This window comes from Acidimicrobiales bacterium, from assembly GCA_041394245.1.
Taxonomy (GTDB): Bacteria; Actinomycetota; Acidimicrobiia; order Acidimicrobiales; family Aldehydirespiratoraceae; genus JAJRXC01.
Genome location: JAWKIR010000002.1, coordinates 966,668 through 980,300 on the forward strand (window position 1 = coordinate 966,668; position 13,633 = coordinate 980,300).

12 protein-coding genes are annotated in these 13,633 nt (G+C 69.5%); all 12 read right to left on the reverse strand.

The features are described 5' to 3' along the window. Positions 1–40 precede the first annotated feature (40 nt). The 12 genes from R2707_04840 to R2707_04895 all read right to left on the reverse strand — a co-directional run bounded on the left by R2707_04840 (position 41) and on the right by R2707_04895 (position 13,622). A complete protein-coding gene (locus tag R2707_04840; GenBank protein ID MEZ5244404.1) occupies positions 41–688 on the reverse strand; it encodes a YggS family pyridoxal phosphate-dependent enzyme in 648 nt (215 codons plus the stop codon). Continuing rightward, on the reverse strand, positions 685–1,386 hold the full coding sequence (locus R2707_04845) for a polyphenol oxidase family protein (GenBank protein MEZ5244405.1): 702 nt from the start codon (positions 1,384–1,386) through the stop codon (positions 685–687). Before R2707_04845 ends, R2707_04840 begins: the two co-directional genes overlap by 4 nt. 3 nt (positions 1,387–1,389) lie before the next feature. Beyond that, positions 1,390–2,496, reverse strand: a complete 1,107-nt coding sequence (ftsZ, locus tag R2707_04850) for a cell division protein FtsZ (GenBank protein MEZ5244406.1) — start codon at positions 2,494–2,496, stop codon at positions 1,390–1,392. 125 nt (positions 2,497–2,621) lie between these two features. Further along, positions 2,622–3,407 carry an FtsQ-type POTRA domain-containing protein gene (locus tag R2707_04855; GenBank protein MEZ5244407.1) on the reverse strand — a complete coding sequence of 262 codons (786 nt, stop codon included), beginning with the start codon at positions 3,405–3,407 and terminating at the stop codon, positions 2,622–2,624. Then, a complete protein-coding gene (murB, locus tag R2707_04860) occupies positions 3,397–4,329 on the reverse strand; it encodes a UDP-N-acetylmuramate dehydrogenase (protein ID MEZ5244408.1) in 933 nt (310 codons plus the stop codon). The genes R2707_04855 and murB overlap by 11 nt, the downstream gene beginning before the upstream one ends. Continuing rightward, a complete protein-coding gene (gene murC, locus R2707_04865) occupies positions 4,326–5,699 on the reverse strand; it encodes a UDP-N-acetylmuramate--L-alanine ligase (GenBank protein MEZ5244409.1) in 1,374 nt (457 codons plus the stop codon). The genes murB and murC overlap by 4 nt, the downstream gene beginning before the upstream one ends. After that, a complete protein-coding gene (gene murG / locus R2707_04870; GenBank protein MEZ5244410.1) occupies positions 5,696–6,835 on the reverse strand; it encodes an undecaprenyldiphospho-muramoylpentapeptide beta-N-acetylglucosaminyltransferase in 1,140 nt (379 codons plus the stop codon). The genes murC and murG overlap by 4 nt, the downstream gene beginning before the upstream one ends. 5 nt (positions 6,836–6,840) lie before the next feature. Next, positions 6,841–8,040, reverse strand: a complete 1,200-nt coding sequence (ftsW, locus tag R2707_04875) for a putative lipid II flippase FtsW (GenBank protein MEZ5244411.1) — start codon at positions 8,038–8,040, stop codon at positions 6,841–6,843. Continuing rightward, the gene (gene murD / locus R2707_04880) at positions 8,037–9,386 is read right to left on the reverse strand and encodes a UDP-N-acetylmuramoyl-L-alanine--D-glutamate ligase (protein ID MEZ5244412.1); all 1,350 of its coding nucleotides are present in this window, start codon (positions 9,384–9,386) and stop codon (positions 8,037–8,039) included. Before murD ends, ftsW begins: the two co-directional genes overlap by 4 nt. Next, positions 9,386–10,417, reverse strand: a complete 1,032-nt coding sequence (mraY, locus tag R2707_04885; GenBank protein MEZ5244413.1) for a phospho-N-acetylmuramoyl-pentapeptide-transferase — start codon at positions 10,415–10,417, stop codon at positions 9,386–9,388. Before mraY ends, murD begins: the two co-directional genes overlap by 1 nt. Beyond that, positions 10,414–11,820, reverse strand: a complete 1,407-nt coding sequence (locus tag R2707_04890; protein MEZ5244414.1) for a UDP-N-acetylmuramoyl-L-alanyl-D-glutamate--2,6-diaminopimelate ligase — start codon at positions 11,818–11,820, stop codon at positions 10,414–10,416. The genes mraY and R2707_04890 overlap by 4 nt, the downstream gene beginning before the upstream one ends. Beyond that, the gene (locus tag R2707_04895; GenBank protein MEZ5244415.1) at positions 11,817–13,622 is read right to left on the reverse strand and encodes a penicillin-binding protein 2; all 1,806 of its coding nucleotides are present in this window, start codon (positions 13,620–13,622) and stop codon (positions 11,817–11,819) included. The genes R2707_04890 and R2707_04895 overlap by 4 nt, the downstream gene beginning before the upstream one ends. Between the last annotated feature and the right edge of the window lie 11 nt (positions 13,623–13,633).

Here is a 13,633-nt window from a genome sequence, read left to right on the forward strand (position 1 = left end):
ATCCCCGCTGGTCACGCCATATACGTCCTGCCTGCGAGGATCAGTGGCGCGGCGGACGGGGGCCGAACAGCGCCGTTCCGACCCGGATCATGGTGCTCCCCTCCTCCACTGCGACCTCGAGATCACCCGTCATCCCCATCGAGCACTCCCGGAGGCCGAACCGGTCGACGAGGGAGCGGAGCTGTCGAAAGCCGGGGCGGGAATCGCCCGGATCTCCCAACGGGGCGATGCCCATGAGCCCGACCACGTCGAGGCCGGCGGCTCGTGCGTGCTCGAGCAGGGCGGCAACGTCGTCGGGTGAACACCCGCCCTTGGTCTCCTCGCCCGAGATGTCGACCTGCAACATCACCGGCGCGCCCGGCGCGCGCAACGCGATCTCGTCGGCGAGCTCGGGCCGGTCGACGCTCTGCCACACGTCGACGATTCCGGCGAGCTTGCGGACCTTGTTGCGTTGCAGCCCGCCGATGAAGTGCACGGTCGCGGCGACGTCTCGACCCCCCAGCTTCGCGACGGCCTCCTGGGCGTAGCTCTCACCGATGTCACGAATCCCGCACGCCACGGCAGCGTCGACGGCATCGATGCCGAATGCCTTCGTGACCGCCACTACCCGAACGTCGTCGCCTCCGGCTGCGTGGAGTCGGTCCTGCACCGCGGCGAGGCGCTCCCCGACCTGTTCGGGCCCGATCATGGATGCCCCTCCTCCGACGCTGCCACCGTCTCCAGCCATGCCACCGTCACCTGGCGTTCCCGGTCGCCACGCACCCGGTGGGAGAACCAGCCGGAATCGGCGGTGTCGGCATCGAGCATCTCCACGATCCCCACCCTCTCACCGGCGAGCACCGATCGCACGGCCGCCGTCATGTCGAGCGCGGGTTCGCCGTCGTGGGTGATCGAGCGCACACCCTCACCAGCCACCGCGGCCACCGCATCGAGGTCACGCGCACCGAACGCGTAGCGCGAAGCACGGATGTGGGGTCCGACGAAGGCGGTGATGTCGCCCGACGCACGCGAGCGCAACGCAGCGGTCGCGGCGGGAATCACACCCTCGACGACGCCACGCCAGCCGGCATGCACCACGGCGAACGCGCCATCGGCGCTCATCACCACGGGGACACAGTCGGCCGTCTGCACCGCCAACACGGCACCGACGACGTCGGTCACACCGGCGTCGGCGTCGGCGCCCGAACCGCCGCCGGGCTCGGTGACACAGACCACGGTCGAGCCGTGGACCTGACGAAACCACGTCCACTCCCCTGGCGCGAACGCCTGTCGACGCGCGGCGAGCTCATCGGCGGGCAGATCGACGTGGAAGTCGCCGTCGGCCCGCTGACTGCAGCGCACCCTGACCTGGTGACACGGCCCCGCAGGGAGGAGCCGCTCGAGCATCGGCTACTTCAGGAAGGACGGGACGTCGAAGTCGTCGTCGCCGAGATCGAGATCGTCGTCGTCATCGCTGGCGAAGACGTCGGCGATCGGGACCTCGCCCGTCGGTTCACCGGGGTCTGACCGCCGAGCGCTGGCACCGGACGACGCCGATCGCGGGCTGTCGTCCCAACGGTCGAATCCGGCGGCGATGACCGTGACCCGGACGTCGTCGCCCATCTCGTCGTCGATCACGGCCCCGAAGATGATGTTGGCGTCCTGGTGGGCGACGGCGTGGATGATCTCGGCTGCCTCGTTGACCTCGAGGAGACCGAGGTCGGGACCGCCGCTGATGTTGAGCAGGATGCCGCGGGCGTTCTCGATGGATGCCTCGAGCAACGGGCTGGAGATGGCGGCGCGGGCGGCAGCCACCGAACGCCCTTCGCCACTTCCCTGGCCGATGCCCATCAGCGCACTGCCGGCATCGGTCATGACCGTGCGGACGTCGGCGAAGTCGGTGTTGATCAGGCCCGGTGTCGTGATGAGTGTGGTGATGCCCTGCACGCCCTGGAGGAGGACCTCGTCGGCCATCTTGAAGGCGTTGAGCACCGAGGTGTTGTTGTCGGCCACCGTCAGGAGGCGATCGTTCGGGATGACGATCAGGGTGTCGACCTTCTCCTTGAGCTTCTGGATGCCCTGCTCGGCCTGCACCGAACGGCGGCGACCCTCGAAGGCGAAGGGGCGGGTGACCACGCCGATGGTGAGCGCACCCTCGGACTTGGCGACCTCGGCGATGACCGGGGCGGCGCCCGTGCCCGTGCCGCCACCCTTGCCGGCGGTGATGAACACCATGTCGGCGCCGCGAATCGCCTCGCGGATCTCGTCGATGTGCTCCTCGGCGGCCTGGCGACCCACCTCGGGGTCGCTGCCGGCACCGAGGCCGCGGGTGAGATCCCGGCCGATGTCGAGCTTCTCGTCGGCATCGCTCATCAGCAGGGCCTGCGCGTCGGTGTTGGCAGCGATGAACTCGACGCCCTTGAGCCCGGCGTCGATCATCCGGTTGACGGCGTTGACACCGCCGCCGCCGACGCCGATGACCTTGATGACGGCCAGGTAGTTCTGCGGATCAGACATCGGAAACGAATCCTCGTTTGGTGAGCGGTTGGAGAGCCGACCGCCGCACGACGAACGTGCGAATCAACGACCGACGGTATACGAGTGAACAGCGGTTTTGGCGGACTGTCGGTGCGATCGCGACGTCACCCATCGACGCCACCCTCGCACGCTTCGTCGCGAGTCGTGACCGGACTGTCGGCCACCGCCACGTCGATCACGTCGAGACACGCGAGCTCGACCCGTTGCAGGACGGCCCGCACGGCGGCGAGCTTGTCGTCGATGAAGTCGCCCGATCCGAGGACGGCCTCGGCCGATCCGATCAGGTCGAGACCCAGATGGACGGGTTCGCCGGACCCGCCGTCGATCGTGACGGCGTCGACCCACGGCCGCAGGTCGTCGGGCACCGCGATCGCGACCTCGATCGCGGGCAGCGCGTCGACCTGTGTGCCGCCGAGACCGGCCGTCGGCTCCACCGCGACCCTGGGCAATCCCGAATCGGGACTCGCCGGCCGGATCAGGACCCCGTCGACGTCGGCCAGGAACGCCGGACCCGACCCGGCGCCGACCACCGCGACCGCTTCGCGGGCTACGACCACGATCCGGACGGTGCCCGGCCAGTCACGGCTGGCCGTCGCGGACGAGACCCAGGGCAGTGCCATCAGGTCACGCTCGACGCCGCCGAGATCGAGATCGAACATCGCCGTACCCGGCTCGAGTCCGGTCGTTGCCGCGACTTCCGCCGCGTCGGCGTCGGCGACACCTTCGTAGCGGACGTGGTCGAGATCGAGCAGCGGTGTGCGGGTCAGCCCCCACGCGGCCACCGCGAGCGCGATGAGACCGACCGCGCCGAGGAGGAATCGGAGTCGACGGCGACCCTCCTGGCGACGAACGGCGACCCGACGGGCGCGTATGCGGGGATCAATCGCCATCGTCGAAGCCGACCAGATGCGTCTCGGCGTGCAGCACCACGCCGGTGCGGTCGAGAACCCGGCGCTGGATCTCGCGCATCAGCGCGAACACGTCGTCGGCGCGACCGTCGACATCGGCCTGGATGAAGTTGGCGTGCTTGTCCGAGACCTCGGCCGTGCCGACGCGCAGACCCTTCAAGCCCACGTCGTCGATGATCCGCCCGGCGCTGTCGTCGGCCGGGTTGGTGAACACCGAACCTGCGTTCTGCCCGCCCGGCTGATTGTCGCGACGCCACTGCACGATCTCGGCCATCTCGAGCTTCCCGGCCGCGGCGTCGCCGGCGGCCAACTGCAGGCGCATACCGAGAACGAGATCGTCGCGGCCGACGGCGGACGTCCGATAGCCGAACCCCAGATCGGCGTTGTCCCGGGTGGCGAACACCGCGCGGCGCAGGTCGAGGATGTCGACATCGAGTACGGAATCCTTCATCTCGGCGCCGTGTCCGCCGGCGTTCATGCGCACTGCGCCACCCGCCGAGCCGGGCACCCCGACCGCCCACTCGAAGCCGGTGAGGCCGGCCTGGACGCTCGCACGGGCAACCACCGGCAACTTGGCCGCCGCGCCACAGGTCACGATTGCGGCCTCGTCGTCGATCTCGATCCCGGCGAGACCGGACCCCAGGACGACGGCGATGCCGTCGAATCCGCGGTCGCTGACGAGCAGGTTGCTTCCCCGACCGATCGCGACGACGGCGACGTCCCGGTCGACGATCGTCTCGGCCAGAACCGCCGCGTCGGCACGACTCTCGACGGTGACGAGCGCCGCGGCCTTGCCCCCGACCCGGTAGGTCGTCAACTTGCCGATCGGCGCATCGACCTGCACACGCCGCGCGAGCGGACCCGCCCGCAGCGCAGCGATGGTCGCCGCCAGGTCCGTCGTCATCCGGCGAGCCGGTCGGCGATCACGGCGTCGGGAACCGCCGTGAGATCGCCGGCGCCGAGGGTGAGGCAGAGATCGCCGGGCGCGAGCCGCGCCGCGAGCCAGGTCTGCACGTCGTCGAGGCGGGGCATGTAGGCGACATTGGCCCACGGATGGGCATCGAGCACGGCGTCGACGAGCAGCTTGCCGCTCACGCCCGGGCGCGGGGTCTCGCCGGCGGCGTAGACGTCGGTGATGACCAGCTGGTCCGCTGCGGTGAACGAGTCGGCGAAGTCCCGCCAGAGCGCCGCCGTCCGGCTGTAGCGGTGCGGCTGGAACACGCAGACCACCCGGTTCCAGTCGCCGTCGCGGGCCGCCTGCACGGCGGCGGCGACCTCGGTCGGGAGGTGTGCGTAGTCGTCGACGAAGACGACGCCGTCGGCCTCACCGCGGAACTCGAAGCGACGGGCAACCCCACCGAAGCGACCCAACGCCCGGATCGCGGCGTCGATCGGCGCGCCCAGCAAGAGTCCGGTGACGACGGCCGCCGCGGCGTTGCGGGCGTTGTGGAGACCCGGCGTGGGCAGCGTGATCCGTCCGAGTTCCTCGCCGTCGTGGGCGAGCGTGAAGGCCACCGACGATCGACTTCGCGCCACGTCGAGCATCCGATAGTCGGCCTCCTCGCTGGTTCCGTAGGTGACCCCGCCGACCGCACGAGCGAGGGCGGCCGATCCCTCGTCGTCGGCGCAGAGGACTCGGATCTCGGCCGCGCCGGCGAACTCCTCGAAGGCGCTCCGCAGCACCGCCGGGTCGTTGCCGTAGGTCTCGAGGTGGTCGGGTTCGACGTTGGTGACGATCGCGACCTCGGCCCCGAGCGCGAGGAACGTCCGGTCGGACTCGTCGGCCTCGATGACGAACCACTCGCCGTCGTCCCAGACTGCACCGGACCCGATCTCGTTGACGTCGCCGCCGATGACGAACGACGGTCGCAGCTCGGCCTCGACCAACACGAGCGCGAGCATCGAGCTGGTGGTCGTCTTCCCGTGGGTGCCGGCCACCGCGATCGTTCGGCGTTCCGCGGCGATCGCCGGAAGGATGTCGCTGCGACGCAGCACCGGTAGCCCCCGGTCGAGCGCGGCGACCACCTCGACGTTGTGATCCGGGATCGCGGTGCTGATGGCGACCAGCTCGGCATCACCGATGTTGGCGGCGTCATGACCGATGGCGATCGCGATGCCGTCGGCCCGGAGACGGTCGGCCACCGGCCCGTCCTTCAGGTCGGATCCGGTGACGGAGTGGCCCATCCGGTGCAGCACCGATGCGATCGCTCCCATGCCGGCACCTCCTGCGCCGATGAGGTGGATGCGTCGCGGGGCACCGAGGTCGGGGGTCATGAGTCGCTCCGGGGAAGGGGATCGCGGGCGTGCCGCTCGACGAGATCGACGATGGCGGCGGGGGCGTCGGGCCGGCCGATGGATGCCGCCGCCGTCGCCATCCGATCCCGACGATCGCTGTCCGACAGAAGTATCTCGACTTCCCGGCGCAAGCGGTCACCGTCCAGTTCATCATCGACCACGATCGTCGCGGCGTCGATGTCGGCGAGAACCCGCCCGTTGGCGGTCTGGTGGTCGCTCGGTGCGCCGGGCAACGGGACGAGCACCGATGCGAGGCCGACGACGGCGATCTCGGCGACCGAGTTGCCTCCCGCCCGGCAGAGCACGAGGTCCGCGGCGGCATACACCGAGGCCATGTCGTCCTCGTATGCGACGAGGCGGTAGTCGAGCGCGTCCTCCGCAGAGATCGGCACACGCGCCGCAAGCTCGTCGTGATCTCGCCGTCCGGCGATGTGGTAGACGCACAGATCGCTGCGGTCACGCCAGGCGGGCAGGGCGTCGTAGAGCGCGTGATTGATCCGGCGGGCGCCCAGCGAGCCGCCCATCACGAGCAGCATCAGTCGGTCGGCGCTGATGCCGAGCCGGGCGCGGGCACCGTCACGCTGCACCGACCGGTCGACGGCGACGATCGCCGGCCGCACGGGATTCCCGGTCCATGTCGCGTGCCGCAGCGCGGTGTCGGGAAATGGTGCCGCGCTCGCCTTGGCGAAGCGGCCGGCGAGCCGATTGGCGACCGAGGGCACCGCGTTCTGTTCCGTCAGCACGATCGGGACCCGCCACAGCACGGCGGCGATCACGCCGGGCACCGAGGCATAACCTCCGAGCGCGACGAGCACCGAGGGGCGGCGGCGAGCGAAGCCCGCGATGGCGCGCGCGATCGCGACGAGCAGCCCGAGGACCGAGACGATGTTGACGGGAGTCAGACGGCGCTGGATGCCGCGACCGGGAAGTGCCTGCAAGTCGAAGCCCGCCTCCGGAACGAGGCGCGCCTCGAGTCCGCGGGAGGAACCGATCCAACGGATGTCGCGACGATCGGCGCCGCGGGCGACGATCTCCTCTGCGATGGCGAGTCCGGGCGACACGTGGCCCGCGGTCCCGCCGCCGGCGATGGCGGCCCAGGGTCGACGGGCGCTCACGGCGTTCACCGTCCTTGACGAGCGACGTTGAGCAGTACACCGACTGCCGCCATCGTGACGACGAGCGAGGTGCCACCGAACGACAGGAACGGCAGGGTCACGCCGACCACCGGCACGAGCTTGGTCACCGATCCGATGTTGAGGAATGCCTGCGACACGATCCACATCGTGATGCCGAGGGCGAGCAGCATGCCGAACCGATCGGGAGCCCGAAGGGCCACCACCACACCGACGAAACCGATGGTGATGAACAGCCCGACGACTGCGCCGGCGCCGAGCAGACCGAGCTCCTCGGCGATGATCGCGAAGATGAAGTCGGAGTGGGCGAAGGGCAGGAACCCCCACTTGGCCTTGCTCGCGCCGAGACCGACGCCGGTCAACCCGCCGACGGTGATCGCATGGAGCGACTGGAGCGGCTGGTAGCCGAGCCCCGCCGGATCCCGCCACGGATCCATGAACACGTTCCAACGATGACGACGCCACGGGGTGCCGGCGATGACCGCGACCATGCCCATCGCGCTCACGATCGAAAGACCGCCGAGGTGCAGCAGCGGGGTGCCGGCCAGGAACAGCATGCTGCCGACCGCGATCGCGATCACCACGGAGTTCCCGAGATGCGGCTGCAGCATGAGGAGACCGATGAAGAGTCCGGTCACTGCGACGACGGGGCGGAGGGTGGCGGCGGTGTTCTCGATGTCGCGAGACGGGCGGCTCAACAGATCCGCGGTGAAAAGCACCAGCGCGAGCTTGGCGACCTCGGACGGCTGGAAGGAGAACGGGCCGAGGCGGATCCAGCGGGTCGCCCCGTAGACGTTGACACCGAAGCCGGGCAGCAAGACGACGACGAGCAGCACGAGCGAGCCGACGACCGCCGGCATGGCGAGCACCCGGAGTCGCCGATAGTCGACGCGCATCACGACGAGCATCACGACGGCTCCGAGCGCCGTCCACATCAGCTGCCGCCGGAACAGGCTCCAGGCGCTGTCGGAGGTGTTGATGCTCACGACCGCCGAGGCCGAGAGGGTCATGACCATCCCGAGGAGTACGAGGGCGGTGACCGAGAGGAACAGCACGAGGAACGGCCCGGTGCGACGACCCACCGGGCGCTTCGGTCCGCGACCGTCGGGCGCGACGCGCGACGCCGGATGGCGGCCACGGGCGGCGACCTTTTGTTGACGCCGCGGTCGGTTCTCGGTTGCCGTCATGATCCCGTCTCCAACGCCCGCACCGCTCGGGTGAAGTCGTCGCCTCGTTCGCCGTAGTTGCGGTACCAGTCAAATGATGCACACGCCGGACTCAGTACGACGGGACACCCACCGATCGCGAGAACCCGTGCCGCCGCGACCGCCTCGTCCATCGAATCGGCGCGCACCACCGTGTGGGTGGGTGCGAACACGGCAACAATGTCGTCGGCCGCCTCGCCGATCGCGACGACGGCGTGGATGTGCGCACCGCCCTCCGAGAGCTCGCCGAGATCGATCCCCTTGTTGCGACCGCCGGCGATCAGCACCACACGGTCGAACCCCCGCAACGCAGCGACCGTGGCATGCGGTGTCGTCGACTTCGAGTCGTCGAAGTACATCGACCCGTCGATCTCGGCGACAGGCGTCACGCGGTGCGGCAGACCCGAGAACCTCTCTGCGGCCGCCGCGACGGCGGAGACCGGCGCACCGAGCGCGACGACCGTCGCCGCCACCGCCAGGAGGTCCTCGATGTCGTGCGGAAGCGACCGCCACATTCGGTCGGTTGTGGTGAACGGACCGTCGGGGCCGACGAGCTTGTCCCCGGCCTGGTGCCAGTCGGCCCCAGGACTCCCGAACGTCACCACGGTCCGATCGGTCGGCAGATGGCGCATCACGGTCGGATCGGACGCATTCGCCACCGCCGTGCCGCCGGGCGCGATCCGGGCGAACACCTGCGCCTTGGCCGCCTCGTAGGTGGCCAGGTCGCGATGGATGTCGAGATGATCGGGAGCGAAGTTCAGCCAGGTGCCGACCTGCGGCGCGAAGCTCTGCACCTGCGCGAGGCGAAACGACGACGCTTCGACGACGAACACGTCGATGTCGACCTGATCGATCGCGGCGACGAGCGGCACATCGGTGTTTCCTGCTGCGATCGCCCTGATCCCCGCCTGTTCGAGCGCGGCCACGCACAGCTCCACCACAGTGGTCTTGCCGTTGGTTCCCGTGATCGCAGCGATCGGGCGTTTGTCCCAGGCGGCGGCGAGATCGAGCTCGCTGACGACGGGCAGCCCCAGGGAGAACGCGACGTGGGACTCGGGCAGGCCGGGAGCCGGGACCACGAAGTCGGCGTCGACGGCGAGATCGCGCAACGTCTCGGTGGACGGCGACTCGACGAGCTCGAGCCCGAGATCGGCCGCCGCGGTCCGCAGCTCGTCGTCGACTCGATCGTCGATCGCGACGATCCGGTGGCCGCGCCGGAGCAGCGCGCCGGCGACCGCTCGATTGGTGATGCCCATGCCGACGAGAAGGGCACGCAGCGGGCGGGCGTCGGACCCGGTGGCCTCGAGACGGGCGACGAGCTCGCTCATCAGGCGATCCCCTGCGCGATCGAGTCGGCGTAGAAGAGACCGAGTCCGACCGCTGTGCACAACCCCGACATGATCCAGAGGCGGATGATGACCGTCGTCTCGGGCCACCCGCTGAGCTCGAAGTGGTGATGGACCGGTGCCATCCGGAACAGCCGGCGTCCGTTGAAGCGGCGGAAGACGAGGACCTGCAGGATCACCGACACCGTCTCGACGACGAAGAGGCCGCCGATGATCGGCAGGAGCAACTGGGTTTCGGTCGCGAGCGCCAACGCGGCGAGGCCGCTTCCGATCGCGAGCGAGCCCGTGTCGCCCATGAAGATCTGGGCCGGCGCCGCGTTCCACCAGAGGAACCCGATGATGCCGCCCACCATCGCCGCCGACACGACGGCGAGGTCGAGCGCAGCCGTGTTGTTGTAGACGTCGAAGTGGCGGAACTGCCAGAACCCGATCATCGTGAACGCCGCGAAACAAAACGCCGCCGCTCCGGCGGCGAGCCCGTCGAGTCCGTCGGTCAGATTGACGGCGTTGGTCGTCCCGGCGATCAGGAGGACGGCCCATGCCATCCAGACCCAACGACCGACATCCCAGTTCGGGTTGTCGTAGCGGGTGAACGAGATCGTGTAGTTGATCTCGGTGAACTGCGACATGAGGAACGCGAACCCGACGGCCACGACGAGCAGACCGAGCATCTTCGCTCGCTTGTTGAGACCGAGGTTGCGCGCAGCGACGACCTTGATCCAGTCGTCCATCAGGCCGACGGCCCCACCACCGATGATGGCGAGCACGACGAACATCCCGCGGAGTGTGAAGATGCCGCCGAACACGTCGGAGACGACATAGCCGGCGACGACCCCGAAAACGAGGGCGATCCCGCCCATCGTGGGCGTGCCGGCCTTCACCTGGTGGCCCTCGGGCCCGTCGTCGCGGATCGGTTGCCCGATCCGGTGCTCGGTCAGCCAGTTGATCAGCGCCTTGGTGCCGAAGAGCGAGACGCTCATGGAGATCGCCGCAGCGATGAGGAGACGGGTCACGGACGTCGTCCTCCCAGCCGCCGCAGCTCGTCGCGGGCGACGTCGCGGTCGTCGAACTCGGTGACCTCGTCACCGATGGTCTGTGTGGATTCGTGACCCTTGCCTGCGATCAGCACGACATCACCTTTGCGTGCGCCGGCCAGTGCGTGGCGGATCGCGGCGCGACGATCGACTTCGACCAGCTCCGGTGGTCGCTCCATCCCCGACACGATGCCGGCGATGATCGCCTCGGGAGACTCGCCCCGGGGGTTGTCGCTGGTGACCACGACACGGTCGGCGAGGCGGCGTGCCACCTCGCCCATCTGGGGCCGCTTCGACCGGTCGCGGTCGCCACCGGCGCCGAACACGACCACGAGTCGCCGTTCGGTGATCTCACGAGCAGCCGCCAGTACGGCCTCGAGCCCATCGGGCGTGTGGGCGTAGTCGACCACCACGACGAAGTCCTGGCCCTCCTCGATGGTCTCGAACCGGCCGGGCACCGTTGGCGCCCGGGCGAGCGCGCCGGCGATCTCGGCCGGGCCGAAGCCGAGGCCGTGCACGATCTCCGCGGCCATGATCGCGTTCGCGACGTTGAACATGCCGGCGAGCGGGAGGTCGACCCTGACGCCTCGCCACTCGAACGTCGACGACAGTGGACCGGTCTCGGCACCGACGAGGTGCGCGGCGTCGATGGTCACGTACGGCATCTCGAGACCGTCGGCCAGGGAGCGTCCCCAGACGCCGCGAGTGTCGATGACCGCCAGCTCGCCGAAACCGTCGGTGAAGAGCCGGCGCTTCGCCGCGAAGTAGTCGTCGATCGTGCCGTGGTGGTCGAGGTGATCGACACCGAGGTTGGTGAAGCCGACGACCCGGAAATGGGTGCCGTCGACGCGATACTGATCCAGTGCGTGCGACGACACCTCCATCGCCACGACCTCGTCGCCGGCCCGCCGGGCATCGGCGAGGATGCGTTGCAGCTCCGGCGCCTCGGGGGTCGTCCTCGCTCCGGTGAGTGTGCCGATCTCCCGAGCCCGGACCCCGAGTTCGCCGAGGATCGCGGTGACCAGCCGAACGGTGGTCGTCTTGCCGTTGGTCCCGGTGACTCCCACCACCGAGATCGCCCTGCTCGGGTCACCGTGCACGAGGGCGGCCGCCGGTCCCATGGCGCGCCGGACGGACGGCACCACGATCTCGGGTACCCCCAGACGCAGCGGACGTTCGACCAACAGTGCGACGGCACCGGCCCGCACGGCGGCGGGCGCATGGTCGTGTCCGTCGGCGTGGACGCCGGGCACGCAGCAGAACAGGGCATTCGGACCGACGTGACGGGAATCGTGGTGGACGTCGTCGACCACCACGGCCGAGTCGCGCGCCGGGGGTTCCACATCGAGACGCGCCGCAACGGCATCGAGCCGTGCGCTCACGGCTGTCCCGAGCCGTTGCCTTCGTCCACGCCGGTGCCGGGCAGCGCGGCAGCCGGCGCGCGGACTCGGTCGTCCGATCCGACACCGTCGGAGAGCGGCGGGACGCGCATCTGCTGGAGTGCGTATTCGGCCAACTCGGCGAAGACCGGCGCAGCAACCGAGCCGCCACCTGCGTACGCATCGGCGAGGTGGTCGACGACGACGATCGCGCTCAATGCGGCCCCATTGTCGTTCGACACGATGCCGGCGAAACTCGCGGTGCGATGCTTCGTGCCGTCGTCGCACACGTAGCCGTGGTCGCAGGCCTGCCAGGCGGTGCCGGTCTTGCCCGACACCGTGTAGCCCGGGATCGCGGCGCGATGCCCGGTGCCGTCGACGACCACCTGGGTCATCATGCGCATGAGGGTGTCGGCGGTCTCCTCGGAGAGCACTCGCTCCGCCGGAGTCTGCCCGACCTGATCCCTCACGACGACGGGATCGACCTTGATGCCGCCTGCGGCGAGGGTGTTGTAGGCGACCAGCATCTGGAGCGGCGTCACCGCGATCCCCTGGCCGATCGCTGCGTTGCTGAGCTCGAGCCGGTGACTGTCGAGTGTGTCGAGGATCCCGCTCGCCTCGCCCGGAAGATCCAGCGCCGTGACCTCACCGAGCCCGAGGTCGACGAGCGTCTCGTAGAGCGCGTCGGGACCGAGCTCCTCGGCCATGAGGATGGTGGCGTTGTTCGAGGACTTGCGCAGCGCCCATGTCGGCGTGTGGGACTCGGTGCCACTCGCGACGTTGGGGTCCTCGAACCAGAAGGTTCCCTCCGCCCCGAGATCGATGGGCAGCCGGTGGGGCACCTCGATCGGATAGGACTCCGGCCACGCGTCGTTCTCGAAGACCGAGGCGAACGTGAGCGCCTTCATGATCGAGCCAGGCTCGTACGCGTTGGCTGCGGCGAGGTTGGTGGTGGTGCAACGGGCGAGGCCTGTCTCCTCGTCGCGCACGACGTTGGCGATGGCGAGGATCTCGCCGGTGTTGGGGTCCGACACCACGGCGATCGCGTGATCGCCGCCGGCGGCGTCGAGCGCCTCGATCAACAGTTCCTCCGCCCGCAGCTGGATACTGCGATCGGTCGTGAGGACGACATCGGCGCCCGGCGTCATCTGCTCGACCACCTGGAAGCCGCCGGGGATCTGCACGCTGCCACCCGCCTGGGTCTGGCGGACGGCGCGTCCCGGCGTGCCGGTCAGCACCTCGTCGAAATCGTGCTCGATGCCGGAGATGCCGACCTGATCGACGTTGACCCGTCCGACGAGAGAGATCCCCGAGCAAGCGCCGTGGGGGTGTTCGCGACGCTGCTCTTCGATCAGGTACACGCCGGGGATCGACAGCGCCTCGACGGCGTCGCCGACCTCCTGGTCGACCTGCCGGTCGAGGTTCACGAACGCCCGGTCGGCGCTGAGTCGCTCTCTGATCACCTCGGGCTCCGTCGACAGCAGCGGCGCGAGGCGCTCGACGGCGTCGGTCAGGAGATCGGTCGTCTCGTCGGCGATGTCGGCGGCCTGGAGTAGACGGGGATTCGCCACGACGGTCGGACGCGGCAGCGAGAACGCGATCGGACGGCCGTAGCGGTCCAGGATCTGGCCACGAGGCGCGGGGATCTCCGACTCCGTGACCCGACTGCCGACATCGCCGGCCAGGGCGGCATCGGGAGTGAGCTGAAGATCGACGAGCCGCCAACTGAACGCACCGCCGACCACCGCGAGCATCACGAGCAGCACGAACACACGGGACTTGCTGACCGTCGGTCGAGCCGCCACGACCCTCTTCC

What these genes read in the sequence shown, in the direction of transcription:
- R2707_04840 (MEZ5244404.1), bottom strand. Translation starts at nt 688, where the DNA reads ATGATCGGGCCCGAACAGGTCGGGGAGCGCCTCGCCGCGGTGCAGGAC.
- R2707_04845 (MEZ5244405.1), bottom strand. Translation starts at nt 1,386, where the DNA reads ATGCTCGAGCGGCTCCTCCCTGCGGGGCCGTGTCACCAGGTCAGGGTG.
- ftsZ (MEZ5244406.1), bottom strand. Translation starts at nt 2,496, where the DNA reads ATGTCTGATCCGCAGAACTACCTGGCCGTCATCAAGGTCATCGGCGTC.
- R2707_04855 (MEZ5244407.1), bottom strand. Translation starts at nt 3,407, where the DNA reads ATGGCGATTGATCCCCGCATACGCGCCCGTCGGGTCGCCGTTCGTCGC.
- murB (MEZ5244408.1), bottom strand. Translation starts at nt 4,329, where the DNA reads ATGACGACGGACCTGGCGGCGACCATCGCTGCGCTGCGGGCGGGTCCG.
- murC (MEZ5244409.1), bottom strand. Translation starts at nt 5,699, where the DNA reads ATGACCCCCGACCTCGGTGCCCCGCGACGCATCCACCTCATCGGCGCA.
- ftsW (MEZ5244411.1), bottom strand. Translation starts at nt 8,040, where the DNA reads ATGACGGCAACCGAGAACCGACCGCGGCGTCAACAAAAGGTCGCCGCC.
- murD (MEZ5244412.1), bottom strand. Translation starts at nt 9,386, where the DNA reads ATGAGCGAGCTCGTCGCCCGTCTCGAGGCCACCGGGTCCGACGCCCGC.